Below are 13375 nucleotides of genomic sequence, written 5' to 3' on the forward strand. Positions count from 1 at the left end.
CCTTGACGTGCGACGTTCAATTGTCCCAAGTCTCAGGACACCCCTTGCACCCCTCCATGTTGGCCTCCTGAAAATTCCCATAATGCTGCCGCGCCCCGCGCAAATCGGCGCGCTCCAGGTTGCTCTGGCCAAACTTGGCTTCTTGCAGATTAGCGTCCCCCAGGTTGGCCTCTTGCAGGTCTGTCTTGCTTAGCCAGGCCATCTCAAGGTCTGCCGCCCGCAGGTTGGCCTGGTGCATCTTTGCCCCTGACAGCCTGGCGAACTGCAGGTAGGCCGCACTGAGGTCGGCTTTTTCGAACTGCGCGCCTTGGGCAAACATGCCCCAGCCTTGAATGGCGACCAACTTGCCATTGCTCAGGTCGGCCAGGCGCAAGTTGCTTTGTTGCAGGCTGGCACGGGTCAGGTTGGCGCCTTGCAGGCGGGCCTTTTCCAGGTTGGCCAGGTCCAGCCGGGCATGGCGCAGGTCGGCATCACGCAGGTCGGCGCCGGCCAGGTTCATCTTGCGCAGGTCCTGGTTGGCCAGGTTGGCGCCGCGCAGGTTGGCGCCCGGGCACTGGCTGGCTTCGGCAATCACGCAGCCGTTGATGGTCAACGGGGCATCGTTGCCATCGTCGTCGGCACTCACCGCCATGGCGGGGGACAGTACCAACAGCAAGGCAAAGGGCAGGTAGTTCATGGCGAAAGGCTCTCATCGGAATAGGAGATAACCGCTATGGGGCCGCTTTGCGACCTATCGGCGGCAAAGCAGCCCCAGTAATGCTCTACCTCAGGCGATCAACGCTGCGCGGTCTTGTTGTCCCAGCTCGGGATCTTGAACACCCAGAACGAACCACCCTGGGCCACCGGCTTGGTCAGCTCGGCCATGTCACCGCCCCACAGCGGCACCGCGCCGCCGTAACCCACGGTCACGCCGATGTACTGCTCGCCATCCTGCTCCCAGGTGATCGGCGGCGAGACGATGCCGCTGCCGGTCTGGAACTTCCACAGCTCTTTGCCCGTCTTGGCGTCGAAGGCCTTGAAGAAGCCGTCGCCGGTGCCGGTGAACACCAGGTTGCCTTTGGTCGCCAGCACGCCGGCCCACAGTGGCAGGTGTTCCTTGTGCTCCCACACCACCTTGCCGGTGGTCGGGTTCATGGCCCGCAGGGTGCCGACGTGATCGTCGTACATGCGCTTGATGCGGAAGCCCATGCCCAGGTACGCCGAGCCTTTCTTGTAGTTCACTTCCTCGGTCCAGTACTCCTCTTTCCACTGGTTGCCGGGGATGTAGAACAGGCCGGTGTCCTGGCTATAGGCCATGGGGTTCCAGTTCTTGCCACCCAGGAACGGCGGCGAGACTTCCACCGGCTTGCCCTTGGTTTCACCCGGCAGCGGTTTGGCCGGGCGCTGGCCAGGGTTTTCCACTGGGCGCCCGGTCTTCAGGTCGATATGGCTGGCCCAGGTGATGTTGTCGACGAAGGGGAAGGCGTTCTGCAGCTTGCCGTTGTTGCGGTCCACCACATAGAAGAAGCCGTTGCGGTCGGCGTGACCGGTAGCCTTGACCACCTTGCCGTCCTTGTCCTTGTAGTCGAACAGCACCAGTTCGTTGTTGCCAGAGAAGTCCCAGGCATCGTTCGGCGTGTGCTGGTAGAACCACTTCACTTCGCCGGTGCTCGGGTCGACGCCGACCTGGCCAGAGGTATACAGGCTGTCGAAGTCATGCGGGTTGCCATCCTTCGATGTGCGTGCCCAGGTGTTCCACGGGCCAGGGTTGCCGGCGCCGACGATGATCGTGTTGGTCTCGGCATCGAAGCTGGCGCTTTGCCAAGGGGCACCGCCGCCGTGGCTCCAGGCCTCGACCTTGCCGGTTTCGGTGGTCGGGTCGTCTGGCCAGGATGGCGCCTTGACGTCGCCAGTCGGGGTGCTGTCCTTGCCGTTCAGGCGGCCCATGTGGCCCTCGACGAAGGGCCGCATCCACACTTCTTCGCCCGTGTCCGGGTCGCGGGCGAACAGCTGGCCTACCACGCCGAATTCATCGCCGGAGCTGCCATGAATCAGCAGCACCTTGCCGCTGGTCTTGTCTTTGATCAGCACCGGGGCGCCGGTCATGGTGTAGCCGGCACTGTGGTCGCCGAACTTCTTGTTCCACACCACCTTGCCGGTGTGTTTGTCGAGGGCGATAAGGCGGGCGTCGAGGGTGCCGAAGTAGATCTTGTCGCCGTAGATCGCCGCCCCGCGGTTGACCACGTCGCAGCACGGACGAATGTTGTCGGGCAGGCGGTGGTTGTAGGTCCACAGGCGTTTGCCTGTCTTGGCGTCGAGGGCGAATACCCGCGAATACGAGCCGGTGACGTAGACCACGCCGTCGCTGACGATGGCCTGGGATTCCTGGCCGCGCTGCTTCTCGTCGCCGAAGGAGTAAGACCAGGCCGGCGTGAGCTTGAACACGTTCTGGTCATTGACCTGGGCCAGCGGGCTCCAGCGCTGGGCGTTGGTGCCCATGCCGTACTGCAACACGTCCTTTGTGGTCAGGTGATCGTTGGCAATGTCTTCCCAGGTGACGTTCTTGCTGGCAGGTGCCGCTGGGGTTGTGGCCGCGATGGCCGCGTTGCTCAGGGCCAGGCTACCTGCCAGCAGCAGGGCCCGCACGCTGAGGGCCAGAGGGGAAAGGGCGGGTAGCGATCTTATTGTCATGGTTGCAGTTCCCTGTGGAGTTTTGGCCTGCACAGGGTGAGGTGAGGCAGCCGTGGCCGGATACGGAAAATATCCCGCCGATGCCGGGAATAGTTCCCGAGCGGCACCTCAATTGGCCCTTCGCCACAAGCCCTACTACCAAGGGAGTAAGGCCCGGCCACCAAAGCAGCATTCGGCCGTCTGCGGGCTGTTTTTATGATGGCGACACGGCCTCTGTGGTTGAGGCTTTGCGTGCAATGGTGAGGGCATAACAATGACAACAAAACGCAATGTGTTGCTGGCTACAGGGCTGCTGGCTGCGGCTGTGCTGAGCGGTACGGCCTGGGCCCATGGCAACGTGGTGCCCCAGGCGGTGGAGACCAAGGGCCTGACCCCGATCAAGGACGCCGGCGTAAGTGTGGACGGCGATGGCTGGGCGGCGGTCAACCCCTACCGTACTTCACCCGAGCACGACAAGGCCGTGGAAATCGGCGCCTCGGCCTACAACCAGAATTGCGCCGCCTGCCATGGCCTGGAAGCCAAATCCGGGGGGATTGCCCCCGACCTGCGCATGCTCGATGTCGGTGACGCCGGCGATGAATGGTTTGTCGAGCGGGTGCGCCATGGGGCGGTTCGCGACGGCCGCGTGTACATGCCGAAGATGGCCGACTACCTGAGCCAGGAAGCCCTGTGGGCGGTGCGTACCTATCTGGACAGCGTGCACGTCGAGGAGTGACGGCCATGCGTCTGTGGGCGGTGCTGTTGAGTGGCCTGCTGCTGTGTTGCGCAGCAGCCCAGGCGCAGGTGCGCAACTATGACGCGATCATCGCTGCCGGCGAGTTGAAGGTGGCGGTGTACAAGGATTTCGCCCCCTACAGTTTCGAAGATCACGGCAAGCCCCGGGGTGTCGATGTGGAGTTGGCGCAGGCCCTGGCCACGGCCTTGGGGGTGCGCCTGCAACTGATCTGGGCGCCGCCCGGGGAAAAGCTCGACGATGACCTGCGCGACTACATCTGGCGCGGCAGCCCGTTGCGCCACCAGCAGTTGGCCGACCTGATGATGCGGGTGCCTTATGACCACGACTATGCGCAGAAGCGCAACGAGGTGGGCGAGCTGGAAAACGGCCAGGTGGTGATGTTCGGCCCTTATCAGGAGGAACGCTGGCAGGTCGCGTACGACCGCCGTCGCCTGGCGTCGGTGGCGAGTGTGGCGGTGTTCCAGCAGCACCCCATCGGGGTAGAGGTAGACAGCGTGCCGTCGTTCTACCTGACGTCGGTATTCAACGGCATGCTCAGTGCCAAAACCCATCACTACCCTGGCGTGCAACAGGCGTTCGGTGCCATGCAGGCCGGTCAGGTGGACGCTGTCATGGCGATGCGCGGCGAAATCGACTGGCAAATGCACCAGGCTGCCGACCCGCAACTGGCACTCGCGGAAAACGCTTACCCCAACCTGGGCAAGCAGGCCTGGGAAATCGGCATGGCGGTGCATGAAAGCAACCGCCAGTTGGCCTATGCCGTGGAGGAAGCCCTTGAAGCGATGATCCGCGACGGCCGGCTCAAGGCCATGTATGCCGCTTACGGCCTGCGTTACGAGGTCCCGGAGATGTATCAATAGGAGCAGGCCATGAACTGGCGAGCGACTTTTTTGCTGGCCTGCTGGATGCCTTGTGCAGCCTTGGCTGCCACGCAAGGTACCCAAACAGACCCGGTACCCTCGGTAATGTGGGACTTCTACCACAAGCAGTTGCTGGGGCAGGCCGCATTCGTCTTCGATGACCGGGTCAAGCTGCTGGCGCCGCCGTTTGCCGAAGACGCACGCCAGGTGCCACTGGAGATCGATGCCCGGGCGTTCTCTGGCGATGTGGTGCGTATCATCGCCTGGGCGGAACTGAACCCTTTGCCGCGCATTGTCGATTTCCAGCCCGGCGAGCGGGTGCTGCCCTGGTTGTCGATCCGTATCCGCATCGAGCAGGCCACGCCGCTGCGCGCTGCTGTGCAGACGCGCGATGGCCTGTGGCATGTCGGCTCGACCTTGATCGACGCGGCGGGTGGTGGTTGTACCGCGCCGAGTGTGGTGCGCACTCAACCCGGCTGGGAGGAACACCTGGGTGAGGTGCTGGGAGGGCGTTACCCACGCGGCGATGCCAGCCGTTTGCGCGTGCAGGTGGCCCACCCGATGGATAACGGCCTGGTCAGCGGTATTCCCGAGTTCTTCCTCAACCATGCCGAGTTGCAAGACGCGGACGGCCAGCGCCTGGCCAGCCTTGAGCTGTACCCGGCGGTCAGCGAAAACCCAAACCTGGGCTTCGATATACAGGGTGCCGGGCCGACCCGGTTGATGTTGCAGGACAACAGCGGCAACCAGTTCGAGGCGGCGGTGCCCTAAGTGCGTTGCCTGACTTTCCCCTGACCAGAGGCGCCTGTATGCGTTGGATACCGCTGTTGCTGCTGTGCCTGGGCCTGCCGGCCTGGGCTGATCTGGACTATCGGCTTACACCTCGGCAAATAGCGGCAGATACCTGGCTACTGGAAGGCAGCACCGACAATTTCGCCAAGAGCAACGGCGGCAATATCGTCAACACCGCGTTCATCGTCACTGACAGCGGCGTGGTGGTGATCGACAGCGGCCCCTCGAAGCGCTACGGCGAAGCGCTGCGCCAGGCCATCGCCGCCACCACCGACAAGCCGGTGCTGGAGGTGCTGCTGACCCATCATCACCCCGACCATGTGCTGGGCAATCAGGCCTTCACCGATGTGCCTATCGGCGCCCTGGCCGGCACCGGTGATTTGTTGCGCCAGCAAGGCGAGGCCATGGCCGAGAACATGTACCGCCTGGTCGGCGACTGGATGCGTGGCACCGAGGTGGTGCTGCCAACCCGGGTGCTGGAGGCGGGTGTTCACGAGGTTGGCGGGCACCGGCTGCGGCTGCTGGCGCTGGGCGGGCATACCGGCGCCGACCTGGCGATTCTGGATGAAACGACCGGCGTGCTGTTCGCCGGCGACCTGGTGTTCTACGAACGTGCCCTGACCACACCCAACAGCCCGGGGCTGGATGTGTGGCTCAAGGACCTGGACACCTTGCAAGCGCTGCCCTGGAAGCAACTGGTGCCCGGGCACGGCCCGGTCGCCAGCGATGCCAGGCCCTTTTCTCAGATGCGCGACTACCTGGGCTGGCTGGACGGCCTGATGCGCGACGGCGCAGCGCGTGGTGATGACATGGCAGAAATGATCCGCAGCCCCATCCCCGAGCGCTTTGCCGGTATCAGCCTGACCCGTTACGAGTTGATTCGCAGCGTTAGCCACCTGTATCCGCGTTATGAGCGTCAGCGTTTACAGCGCGTTGATGGCGAACCGTCCTCCAGCCCTGTACCAAGGAACTAGAAATCTCCGCACTGCGGGCAATTGTTGGCAACCGGGTCGGGACCAAGAATTCCCGGCACACCGGGAAATTTTCCCGGATACAACAAAAAACCAAAGGTAGCCGTCATGACCCGATCCCCGCGTCGCCCCTTGTTCGCCATGAGCCTGGTGCTCAGCGCCATGCTGCTTGCCGGCGCGGCTCACGCCGCTGTCAGCAATGAAGAAATCCTTCAGGACCCGAAGAACCCGCAGCAGATCGTGACCAATGGCCTGGGTGTGCAGGGCCAGCGTTACAGCCCGCTGGACCTGCTCAATGCCAACAACGTCAAGGAACTGCGCCCGGTCTGGGCGTTCTCCTTTGGCGGTGAGAAGCAGCGCGGCCAGCAGGCCCAGCCGCTGATCAAGGACGGGGTGATGTACCTGACCGGCTCTTACTCGCGCGTGTTCGCTGTGGACGCCCGCACCGGCAAGAAACTGTGGCAGTACGATGCGCGCCTGCCGGATGACATCCGCCCGTGCTGCGATGTGATCAACCGGGGTGTGGCGTTGTACGGCGACCTGGTGTTCTTCGGCACCCTGGACGCCAAGCTGGTGGCTTTGAACAAGGACACCGGCAAGGTGGTGTGGAGCAAGAAGGTGGCTGACCACAAGGAAGGCTATTCCATCAGTGCCGCGCCCATGATCGTCAACGGCAAGTTGATCACCGGCGTTGCGGGTGGCGAGTTCGGCGTGGTGGGCAAGATCCAGGCCTACAACCCGGAGAACGGCGAGCTGCTGTGGATGCGCCCTACCGTGGAAGGGCACATGGGCTATGTGTACAAGGACGGCAAGGCCATCGAAAACGGTATTTCCGGCGGCGAGGCGGGCAAGACCTGGCCAGGTGACCTGTGGAAGACCGGCGGCGCTGCGCCCTGGTTGGGCGGTTACTACGACCCGGAAACCAACTTGATCCTGTTCGGCACCGGCAACCCGGCGCCATGGAACTCGCACCTGCGCCCTGGTGACAACCTGTATTCCTCGTCGCGCCTGGCGCTGAACCCGGATGACGGCACCATCAAGTGGCACTTCCAGAGCACGCCTCATGACGGCTGGGACTTCGACGGCGTCAACGAGCTGATCTCGTTCAACTACAAGGACGGTGGCAAAGAGGTGAAAGCTGCCGCCACCGCCGACCGCAACGGCTTCTTCTATGTACTGGACCGCACCAACGGCAAGTTCATCCGTGGTTTCCCCTTCGTCGACAAGATCACCTGGGCCACCGGCCTGGACAAGGACGGACGGCCGATCTACAACGAAGCCAGCCGTCCGGGCGCACCGGGTAGCGAGGCCAAAGGCAGTTCGGTGTTTGTCGCGCCGGCGTTCCTCGGCGCCAAGAACTGGATGCCGATGGCCTACAACAAGGACACCGGGCTGTTCTATGTACCGTCCAACGAGTGGGGTATGGACATCTGGAACGAAGGCATTGCCTACAAGAAGGGCGCGGCGTTCCTCGGTGCCGGCTTCACCATCAAGCCGCTCAACGAAGACTACATTGGCGTGCTGCGTGCCATCGACCCGATCAGTGGCAAGGAAGTGTGGCGTCACAAGAACTACGCGCCGCTGTGGGGCGGGGTGCTGACCACCAAGGGCAACCTGGTGTTCACCGGTACGCCAGAAGGCTTCCTGCAGGCCTTCAATGCCAAGACCGGCGACAAGGTCTGGGAATTCCAGACCGGCTCAGGCGTGCTCGGTTCGCCCGTGACCTGGGAAATGGACGGCGAACAATATGTGTCGGTGGTCTCCGGCTGGGGCGGCGCGGTACCGCTGTGGGGCGGCGAAGTGGCCAAGCGGGTCAAGGACTTCAACCAGGGCGGCATGCTCTGGACGTTCAAGCTGCCTAAGCAACTGCAGCAAACGGCAAGCGCCAAGCCGTAAGGCCGCAGCCCTGCCACCTACTACCAAATGACGAGCGCCCCGCTGCCAACGATGCATTCGCCTGGCACGCGGGGCTTTTTACCATCGCTGCATCGCCTGTCGCTGGACAGGCATCGACCCGCAGAGGCTCAGCATGATCTACGCACAACCCGGAACCCCAGGCGCCGTCGTGTCCTTCAAGCAACGCTACGGCAACTTCATAAACGGTGAGTTCGTGGCGCCGTTGGCTGGCCAGTACTTCACCAACAGCTCGCCGGTCAATGGCCAGCCGATTGCCGAGTTCCCACGTTCCACTGCCCAGGACGTCGACCGCGCCCTGGACGCCGCGCACGCAGCCGCCGAAGCCTGGGGCAAGACCTCGGTGCAAGACCGCGCCCTGGCGCTGCTGAAGATTGCCGACCGTATCGAGCAGAATCTGGAAGTGCTCGCCGTCACCGAAAGCTGGGATAACGGCAAGGCTGTACGCGAAACCTTGAATGCCGATGTACCGCTGGCGGCGGACCATTTCCGCTACTTCGCCGGCTGTATCCGTGCCCAGGAAGGCGGCGCAGCCGAGATCAACGAAGGCACCGTGGCCTATCACATCCACGAACCGCTGGGCGTGGTCGGGCAGATCATCCCGTGGAACTTCCCGCTGCTGATGGCCGCCTGGAAGCTCGCCCCGGCCCTGGCTGCGGGCAACTGTGTGGTGCTCAAGCCGGCTGAACAGACGCCGTTGTCGATCACCATTTTTGCCGAGCTGATCGCCGACTTGCTGCCCGCAGGCGTGTTGAACATCGTCCAGGGCTTCGGTCGTGAAGCTGGAGAGGCCTTGGCCACCAGCAAGCGCATCGCCAAAATCGCCTTCACCGGCTCCACCCCGGTGGGCTCGCACATCATGAAATGCGCAGCCGAGAACATCATCCCGTCCACCGTCGAGCTGGGCGGCAAGTCGCCGAACATCTTCTTCGAAGACATCATGCAGGCCGAGCCCGCGTTCATCGAGAAGGCTGCCGAAGGCCTGGTGCTGGCGTTCTTCAACCAAGGCGAAGTGTGCACCTGCCCATCGCGGGCGCTGATTCAGGAATCGATCTACGAGCCCTTCATGGCTGAGGTGATGAAGAAGATCGCCAAGATCACCCGGGGCAACCCGCTGGACACCGAGACCATGGTGGGCGCGCAGGCCTCGGAACAGCAATACGACAAGATCCTCTCTTATCTGGAAATCGCTCGGGAAGAGGGTGCGCAGCTGCTCACCGGTGGTGCTGCCGAGCGGCTGCAAGGCGACCTGGCCACGGGTTACTACATCCAGCCGACCCTGCTCAAGGGCACCAACGCGATGCGCGTGTTCCAGGAGGAAATCTTCGGGCCGGTGGTGGGTGTGACCACCTTCAAGGACGAAGCCGAAGCGCTGGCGATTGCCAACGATACCGAGTTTGGCCTGGGAGCCGGCCTGTGGACCCGCGATATCAACCGTGCTTATCGCATGGGCCGTGGGATCAAGGCTGGCCGCGTGTGGACCAATTGCTACCACCTGTATCCGGCGCATGCGGCCTTTGGTGGGTACAAGAAGTCGGGTGTGGGGCGTGAAACGCACAAGATGATGCTGGATCATTATCAGCAGACCAAGAACCTGCTGGTGAGCTACGACATCAATCCGTTGGGCTTCTTCTAAGACCGCGCCGCCTGCTTCGCGGGCAAGCCCGCTCCCACAGGTAATGTGCTGGCTTCGAATGCTGCGCAATCCCTGTGGGAGCGGGCTTGCCCGCGAAGAGGCCGCTATAGGTTACGCCATACCCCTACCAACGCACCCCGCCAGTTCCGTCCAAAGTAGCATTCGGCCCCAGCGTCCTCCCGTGCATTAATGGCTCTACCGGAACCCTCCGGCATAAGAAGAGGATTGCCCATGTGGAATAAACCCGCCTTTACCGACCTGCGCATCGGCTTTGAAGTGACGATGTATTTCGCCAATCGTTGATGTGCCGCCCGGCCATCGCCACGGTGGCCGGTTCCCCCTGATTACCTGTGGTTGAGCCAGTGCCACGCTTTGGTCTGGTTGCTTTCGCTGTGGGATGCTTTACGCTGGCAGTTACCTTCCAGAACAATAAGAACAGGCTTCACGATGAGCCAGAGTTTCAGCCCGCTTCGCAAGTTCGTATCGCCTGAAATCATCTTCGGTGCCGGTTGCCGGCATAACGTTGCCAATTACGCCAAGACCTTCGGCGCACGCAAGGTGCTGGTGGTCAGCGACCCCGGTGTGATTGCCGCCGGCTGGGTAGCGGACGTGGAGGCCAGCCTGCAGGCACAGGGCATCGACTACTGCTTATACAGCACGGTCTCGCCCAACCCGCGCGTGGAAGAGGTGATGCTGGGGGCCGAAATCTACCGGCAAAACCACTGTGACGTCATCGTCGCCGTCGGCGGCGGCAGCCCGATGGATTGCGGCAAGGCCATCGGCATCGTGGTCGCTCATGGGCGTAGCATCCTCGAATTCGAAGGCGTGGACATGATCCGCGTGCCCAGTCCGCCGTTGATCCTGATACCCACCACCGCCGGTACCTCGGCGGACGTGTCGCAGTTCGTGATCATTTCCAACCAGCAGGAACGCATGAAGTTCTCCATCGTCAGCAAGGCGGTGGTGCCGGATGTGTCGCTGATCGACCCGCAAACCACCCTGAGCATGGACCCGTTCCTGTCGGCCTGTACCGGTATCGATGCGCTGGTGCATGCCATCGAGGCCTTCGTCTCCACCGGCCACGGCCCGCTGACCGACCCGCACGCGCTGGAAGCCATGCGCCTGATCAATGGCAACCTGGTGGAGATGATCGCCAACCCCACCGATATTGCCCTGCGCGAGAAAATCATGCTGGGCAGCATGCAGGCGGGGCTTGCGTTTTCCAACGCGATCCTGGGTGCAGTGCACGCCATGTCGCACAGCCTTGGCGGGTTCCTCGACCTGCCCCATGGTTTGTGCAACGCGGTGCTGGTGGAGCATGTGGTGGCGTTCAACTACAGCTCGGCGCCGGAGCGTTTCAAGGTGATTGCCGAGGTGTTCGGCATTGATTGCCGTGGCCTGAACCACCGGCAGATTTGCGGGCGCCTGGTGGAGCACCTGATCGCCCTGAAGCACGCGATCGGCTTCCACGAAACCTTGGGGCTGCACGGGGTGCGCACGTCCGATATTCCGTTCCTGTCGCAGCATGCGATGGATGACCCGTGCATTCTCACCAACCCTCGTGCGTCGAGCCAGCGTGATGTCGAGGTGGTCTATGGCGAGGCCCTCTGACGAGCAGCAGCGGGCGCTGGCCGGGCTGCTGGGGCTGGGCGACCACTCGGCACGCAAGAGTCATTACCCGGAGCTTTCTGCCCGCATGGACGAACTGGAAGCCGAACGCAACCGCTATAAATGGCTGTTCGAAAACGCTGTGCACGGCATTTTCCAGGCCAGCCTGCAAGACGGCATGCGTGCCGCCAACCCAGCGTTGGCGCGCATGCTTGGCTACGACGACCCGCAAGCGGTGCTGTTTTCCCTGACAGACCTGGCTGCCCATCTGTTTGATGGCGGTGCCGAAGAGCTGCAGGCGATTTCTGCGATCCTCGCCCGTGACCGCAGCCTGCACGGCTACGAAACCCGCTTGCGGCGCAAAGACGGCAGCCACCTCGATGTGCTGATGAACCTGTTGCTCAAGCCCGGGCAGGAGGGCCTGGTGGAGGGTTTTGTCGCCGACATCACCGAACGCAAACAGGCCCAGCAGCGTTTGCAACAGCTCAATGACGAACTGGAGCAACGGGTTGCTGCGCGTACCGATGAATTGCTGGAGGCCCGTGATGCCGCGGAGGCCGCCAACCGCAGCAAGGACAAATACCTCGCTGCCGCCAGCCATGACCTGTTGCAACCGCTGAACGCTGCTCGCCTGCTCATCTCGACCTTGCGCGAGCGGCCATTGCCAGACGCCGAGCACATCCTGGTAGAGCGTACCCACCAGGCCCTGGAAGGCGCCGAAGACCTGCTGACCGACCTGCTGGATATTTCCAGGCTCGACCAGGCAGCGGTCAAACCGGACGTGGCTGTGTACCGCCTTGACGAAGTCTTCGCGCCGCTGGTCTCGGAGTTTCGCTCGGTGGCCGATGCGGCAGGCCTGAAGCTGCACGCACGCATCGCTGACTATGCCATCAGCACCGACCTGCGGCTGCTGACCCGCATTCTGCGCAACTTCCTCAGCAACGCCTGCCGCTACACCGACCAAGGTCGGATTCTGCTCGGGGCCAGGCGCCGCGATGGTCACCTGCGCCTGGAGGTGTGGGACACCGGGCGGGGCATTGCGGCGGATCGGTTGGAAGCCATTTTTCTCGAATTCAACCAGTTGGACGTCGGCCGAGCTGCGGATCGCAAGGGCGTGGGCCTGGGGTTGGCCATCGTCGAGCGGATCGCCAAGATCCTGGGCTATCGGATTGAGGTTCGCTCTTGGCCGGGGCATGGCTCGGTGTTCAGTATCGAGGTACCGATTGGCGAGCATGTGCCGCAGGCCATCCATCAAGCGGTGCCGCAGCCTAGCGCCGGCAACCCGTTGCCGGGCCGCCGGTTGCTGGTGCTGGACAATGAAGTGAGCATCCTCGAAAGCATGGGGGCGCTGCTGGGGCAGTGGGGCTGCGAGGTGGTGACCGCGACCGATCAGGCAGGGGCCTTGCTGGCCCTGCAGGGCCAGGCACCGGAGTTGATCCTGGCCGACTATCACCTGGACCATGGCGTGGTCGGATGCGAGGTAGTCAGGCAGTTGCGTGAGCATTTTGCTTGCACCATACCTGCGGTGATCATCACCGCAGACCGTAGTGACCAGTGCCGGCGGGGTTTGCAAAAGTTGGGGGCGCCGCTGCTGAACAAACCGGTCAAGCCAGGCAAGCTTCGGGCGGTGCTGAGCCAGTTGTTGCAGGAGCATTGAGGGGCTGCTTTGCAGCCCTTCGCGGGCAAGCCCGCTCCCACAGGTATTGCACCGCCCTCAAATACAGTGCGGTCCCTGTGGGAGCGGGCTTGCCCGCGAAGGGCCGCAAAGCGGCCCCATGCGATTAAAGCTTGATCCAGGTCGCCTTCAGCTCGGTGTACTTCTCCAGTGCATGCAGCGACTTGTCACGGCCGTTGCCCGACTGCTTGAAGCCACCGAACGGCGCGGTCATGTCGCCACCGTCGTACTGGTTGACCCAGACGCTGCCAGCGCGCACGGCACGGGCGGTTTTGTGGGCCTTGGAAATGTCCGAGGTCCAGATACCCGCCGCCAGGCCATACGGTGTGTCGTTGGCAATGGCGATGGCTTCTTCGGCGGTGTCGAAAGCGATCACCGACAGCACGGGGCCGAAGATTTCTTCCTGGGCAATGCGCATGGCATTGGTCACCCCAATGAAGATGGTCGGCTCGACGTAGGTGCCGCCCGTCTCTTCCAAGGTGCGCTTGCCACCCGCCAGCAGCTTGGCGCCGT

General features: G+C 63.0%; 12 protein-coding genes. 9 read left to right on the top strand and 3 right to left on the bottom strand.

Annotation, left to right across the window (positions count from 1 at the left end):
* Window positions 1-16: 16 nt before the first annotated feature.
* A complete protein-coding gene (locus tag QQL85_RS18025) occupies window positions 17-676 on the bottom strand; it encodes a pentapeptide repeat-containing protein (protein ID WP_284354531.1) in 660 nt (219 codons plus the stop codon).
* 98 nt (window positions 677-774) lie between these two features.
* Window positions 775-2670 carry a quinoprotein ethanol dehydrogenase gene (exaA, locus tag QQL85_RS18030; protein WP_284354530.1) on the bottom strand — a complete coding sequence of 632 codons (1896 nt, stop codon included), beginning with the start codon at window positions 2668-2670 and terminating at the stop codon, window positions 775-777.
* 253 nt (window positions 2671-2923) lie between these two features.
* Between exaA and pedF the strand changes: the two genes are divergently transcribed.
* From pedF to QQL85_RS18075, 9 genes are all read left to right on the top strand, one after another.
* Window positions 2924-3385 carry a cytochrome c-550 PedF gene (gene pedF, locus QQL85_RS18035; protein ID WP_284354529.1) on the top strand — a complete coding sequence of 154 codons (462 nt, stop codon included), beginning with the start codon at window positions 2924-2926 and terminating at the stop codon, window positions 3383-3385.
* 5 nt (window positions 3386-3390) lie between these two features.
* Window positions 3391-4266: a substrate-binding periplasmic protein gene (locus tag QQL85_RS18040; protein ID WP_284354528.1), complete on the top strand. Its 876-nt coding sequence runs from the start codon at window positions 3391-3393 to the stop codon at window positions 4264-4266.
* A gap of 9 nt (window positions 4267-4275) precedes the next feature.
* The gene (locus QQL85_RS18045; protein ID WP_284354527.1) at window positions 4276-5037 is read left to right on the top strand and encodes a quinoprotein dehydrogenase-associated SoxYZ-like carrier; all 762 of its coding nucleotides are present in this window, start codon (window positions 4276-4278) and stop codon (window positions 5035-5037) included.
* A gap of 38 nt (window positions 5038-5075) precedes the next feature.
* A complete protein-coding gene (locus QQL85_RS18050) occupies window positions 5076-6032 on the top strand; it encodes a quinoprotein relay system zinc metallohydrolase 1 (RefSeq protein WP_284354526.1) in 957 nt (318 codons plus the stop codon).
* Window positions 6033-6137: 105 nt separating this feature from the next.
* Window positions 6138-7925 (top strand): PQQ-dependent alcohol dehydrogenase PedH, encoded by a 1788-nt coding sequence (gene pedH, locus QQL85_RS18055; protein WP_284354525.1) that lies wholly within the window; start codon window positions 6138-6140, stop codon window positions 7923-7925.
* A 133-nt stretch (window positions 7926-8058) separates the two neighbouring features.
* Window positions 8059-9579, top strand: a complete 1521-nt coding sequence (gene exaC / locus QQL85_RS18060; RefSeq protein ID WP_284354524.1) for an acetaldehyde dehydrogenase ExaC — start codon at window positions 8059-8061, stop codon at window positions 9577-9579.
* 231 nt (window positions 9580-9810) lie between these two features.
* A complete protein-coding gene (gene pqqA / locus QQL85_RS18065; RefSeq protein WP_010455123.1) occupies window positions 9811-9882 on the top strand; it encodes a pyrroloquinoline quinone precursor peptide PqqA in 72 nt (23 codons plus the stop codon).
* Between the two features lie 144 nt (window positions 9883-10026).
* Window positions 10027-11190 carry an alcohol dehydrogenase-like regulatory protein ErcA gene (gene ercA / locus QQL85_RS18070; RefSeq protein WP_284354523.1) on the top strand — a complete coding sequence of 388 codons (1164 nt, stop codon included), beginning with the start codon at window positions 10027-10029 and terminating at the stop codon, window positions 11188-11190.
* A complete protein-coding gene (locus QQL85_RS18075) occupies window positions 11174-12844 on the top strand; it encodes a PAS domain-containing hybrid sensor histidine kinase/response regulator (RefSeq protein ID WP_284354522.1) in 1671 nt (556 codons plus the stop codon). Before ercA ends, QQL85_RS18075 begins: the two co-directional genes overlap by 17 nt.
* 124 nt (window positions 12845-12968) lie before the next feature.
* Here the strand turns inward: QQL85_RS18075 and QQL85_RS18080 are convergent.
* A partial coding sequence (locus QQL85_RS18080; protein ID WP_284368776.1) for an aldehyde dehydrogenase family protein occupies window positions 12969-13375 on the bottom strand: 407 nt, incomplete at its 5' end.

The sequence above is a fragment of the Pseudomonas putida genome (assembly GCF_030159595.1).
In the GTDB taxonomy this organism is placed as follows: Bacteria; Pseudomonadota; Gammaproteobacteria; order Pseudomonadales; family Pseudomonadaceae; genus Aquipseudomonas; species Aquipseudomonas putida_AC.

What these genes read in the sequence shown, in the direction of transcription:
- QQL85_RS18025 (WP_284354531.1), bottom strand. Translation starts at nt 676, where the DNA reads ATGAACTACCTGCCCTTTGCCTTGCTGTTGGTACTGTCCCCCGCCATG.
- exaA (WP_284354530.1), bottom strand. Translation starts at nt 2,670, where the DNA reads ATGACAATAAGATCGCTACCCGCCCTTTCCCCTCTGGCCCTCAGCGTG.
- pedF (WP_284354529.1), top strand. Translation starts at nt 2,924, where the DNA reads ATGACAACAAAACGCAATGTGTTGCTGGCTACAGGGCTGCTGGCTGCG.
- QQL85_RS18040 (WP_284354528.1), top strand. Translation starts at nt 3,391, where the DNA reads ATGCGTCTGTGGGCGGTGCTGTTGAGTGGCCTGCTGCTGTGTTGCGCA.
- QQL85_RS18045 (WP_284354527.1), top strand. Translation starts at nt 4,276, where the DNA reads ATGAACTGGCGAGCGACTTTTTTGCTGGCCTGCTGGATGCCTTGTGCA.
- QQL85_RS18050 (WP_284354526.1), top strand. Translation starts at nt 5,076, where the DNA reads ATGCGTTGGATACCGCTGTTGCTGCTGTGCCTGGGCCTGCCGGCCTGG.
- pedH (WP_284354525.1), top strand. Translation starts at nt 6,138, where the DNA reads ATGACCCGATCCCCGCGTCGCCCCTTGTTCGCCATGAGCCTGGTGCTC.
- exaC (WP_284354524.1), top strand. Translation starts at nt 8,059, where the DNA reads ATGATCTACGCACAACCCGGAACCCCAGGCGCCGTCGTGTCCTTCAAG.
- ercA (WP_284354523.1), top strand. Translation starts at nt 10,027, where the DNA reads ATGAGCCAGAGTTTCAGCCCGCTTCGCAAGTTCGTATCGCCTGAAATC.
- QQL85_RS18075 (WP_284354522.1), top strand. Translation starts at nt 11,174, where the DNA reads ATGGCGAGGCCCTCTGACGAGCAGCAGCGGGCGCTGGCCGGGCTGCTG.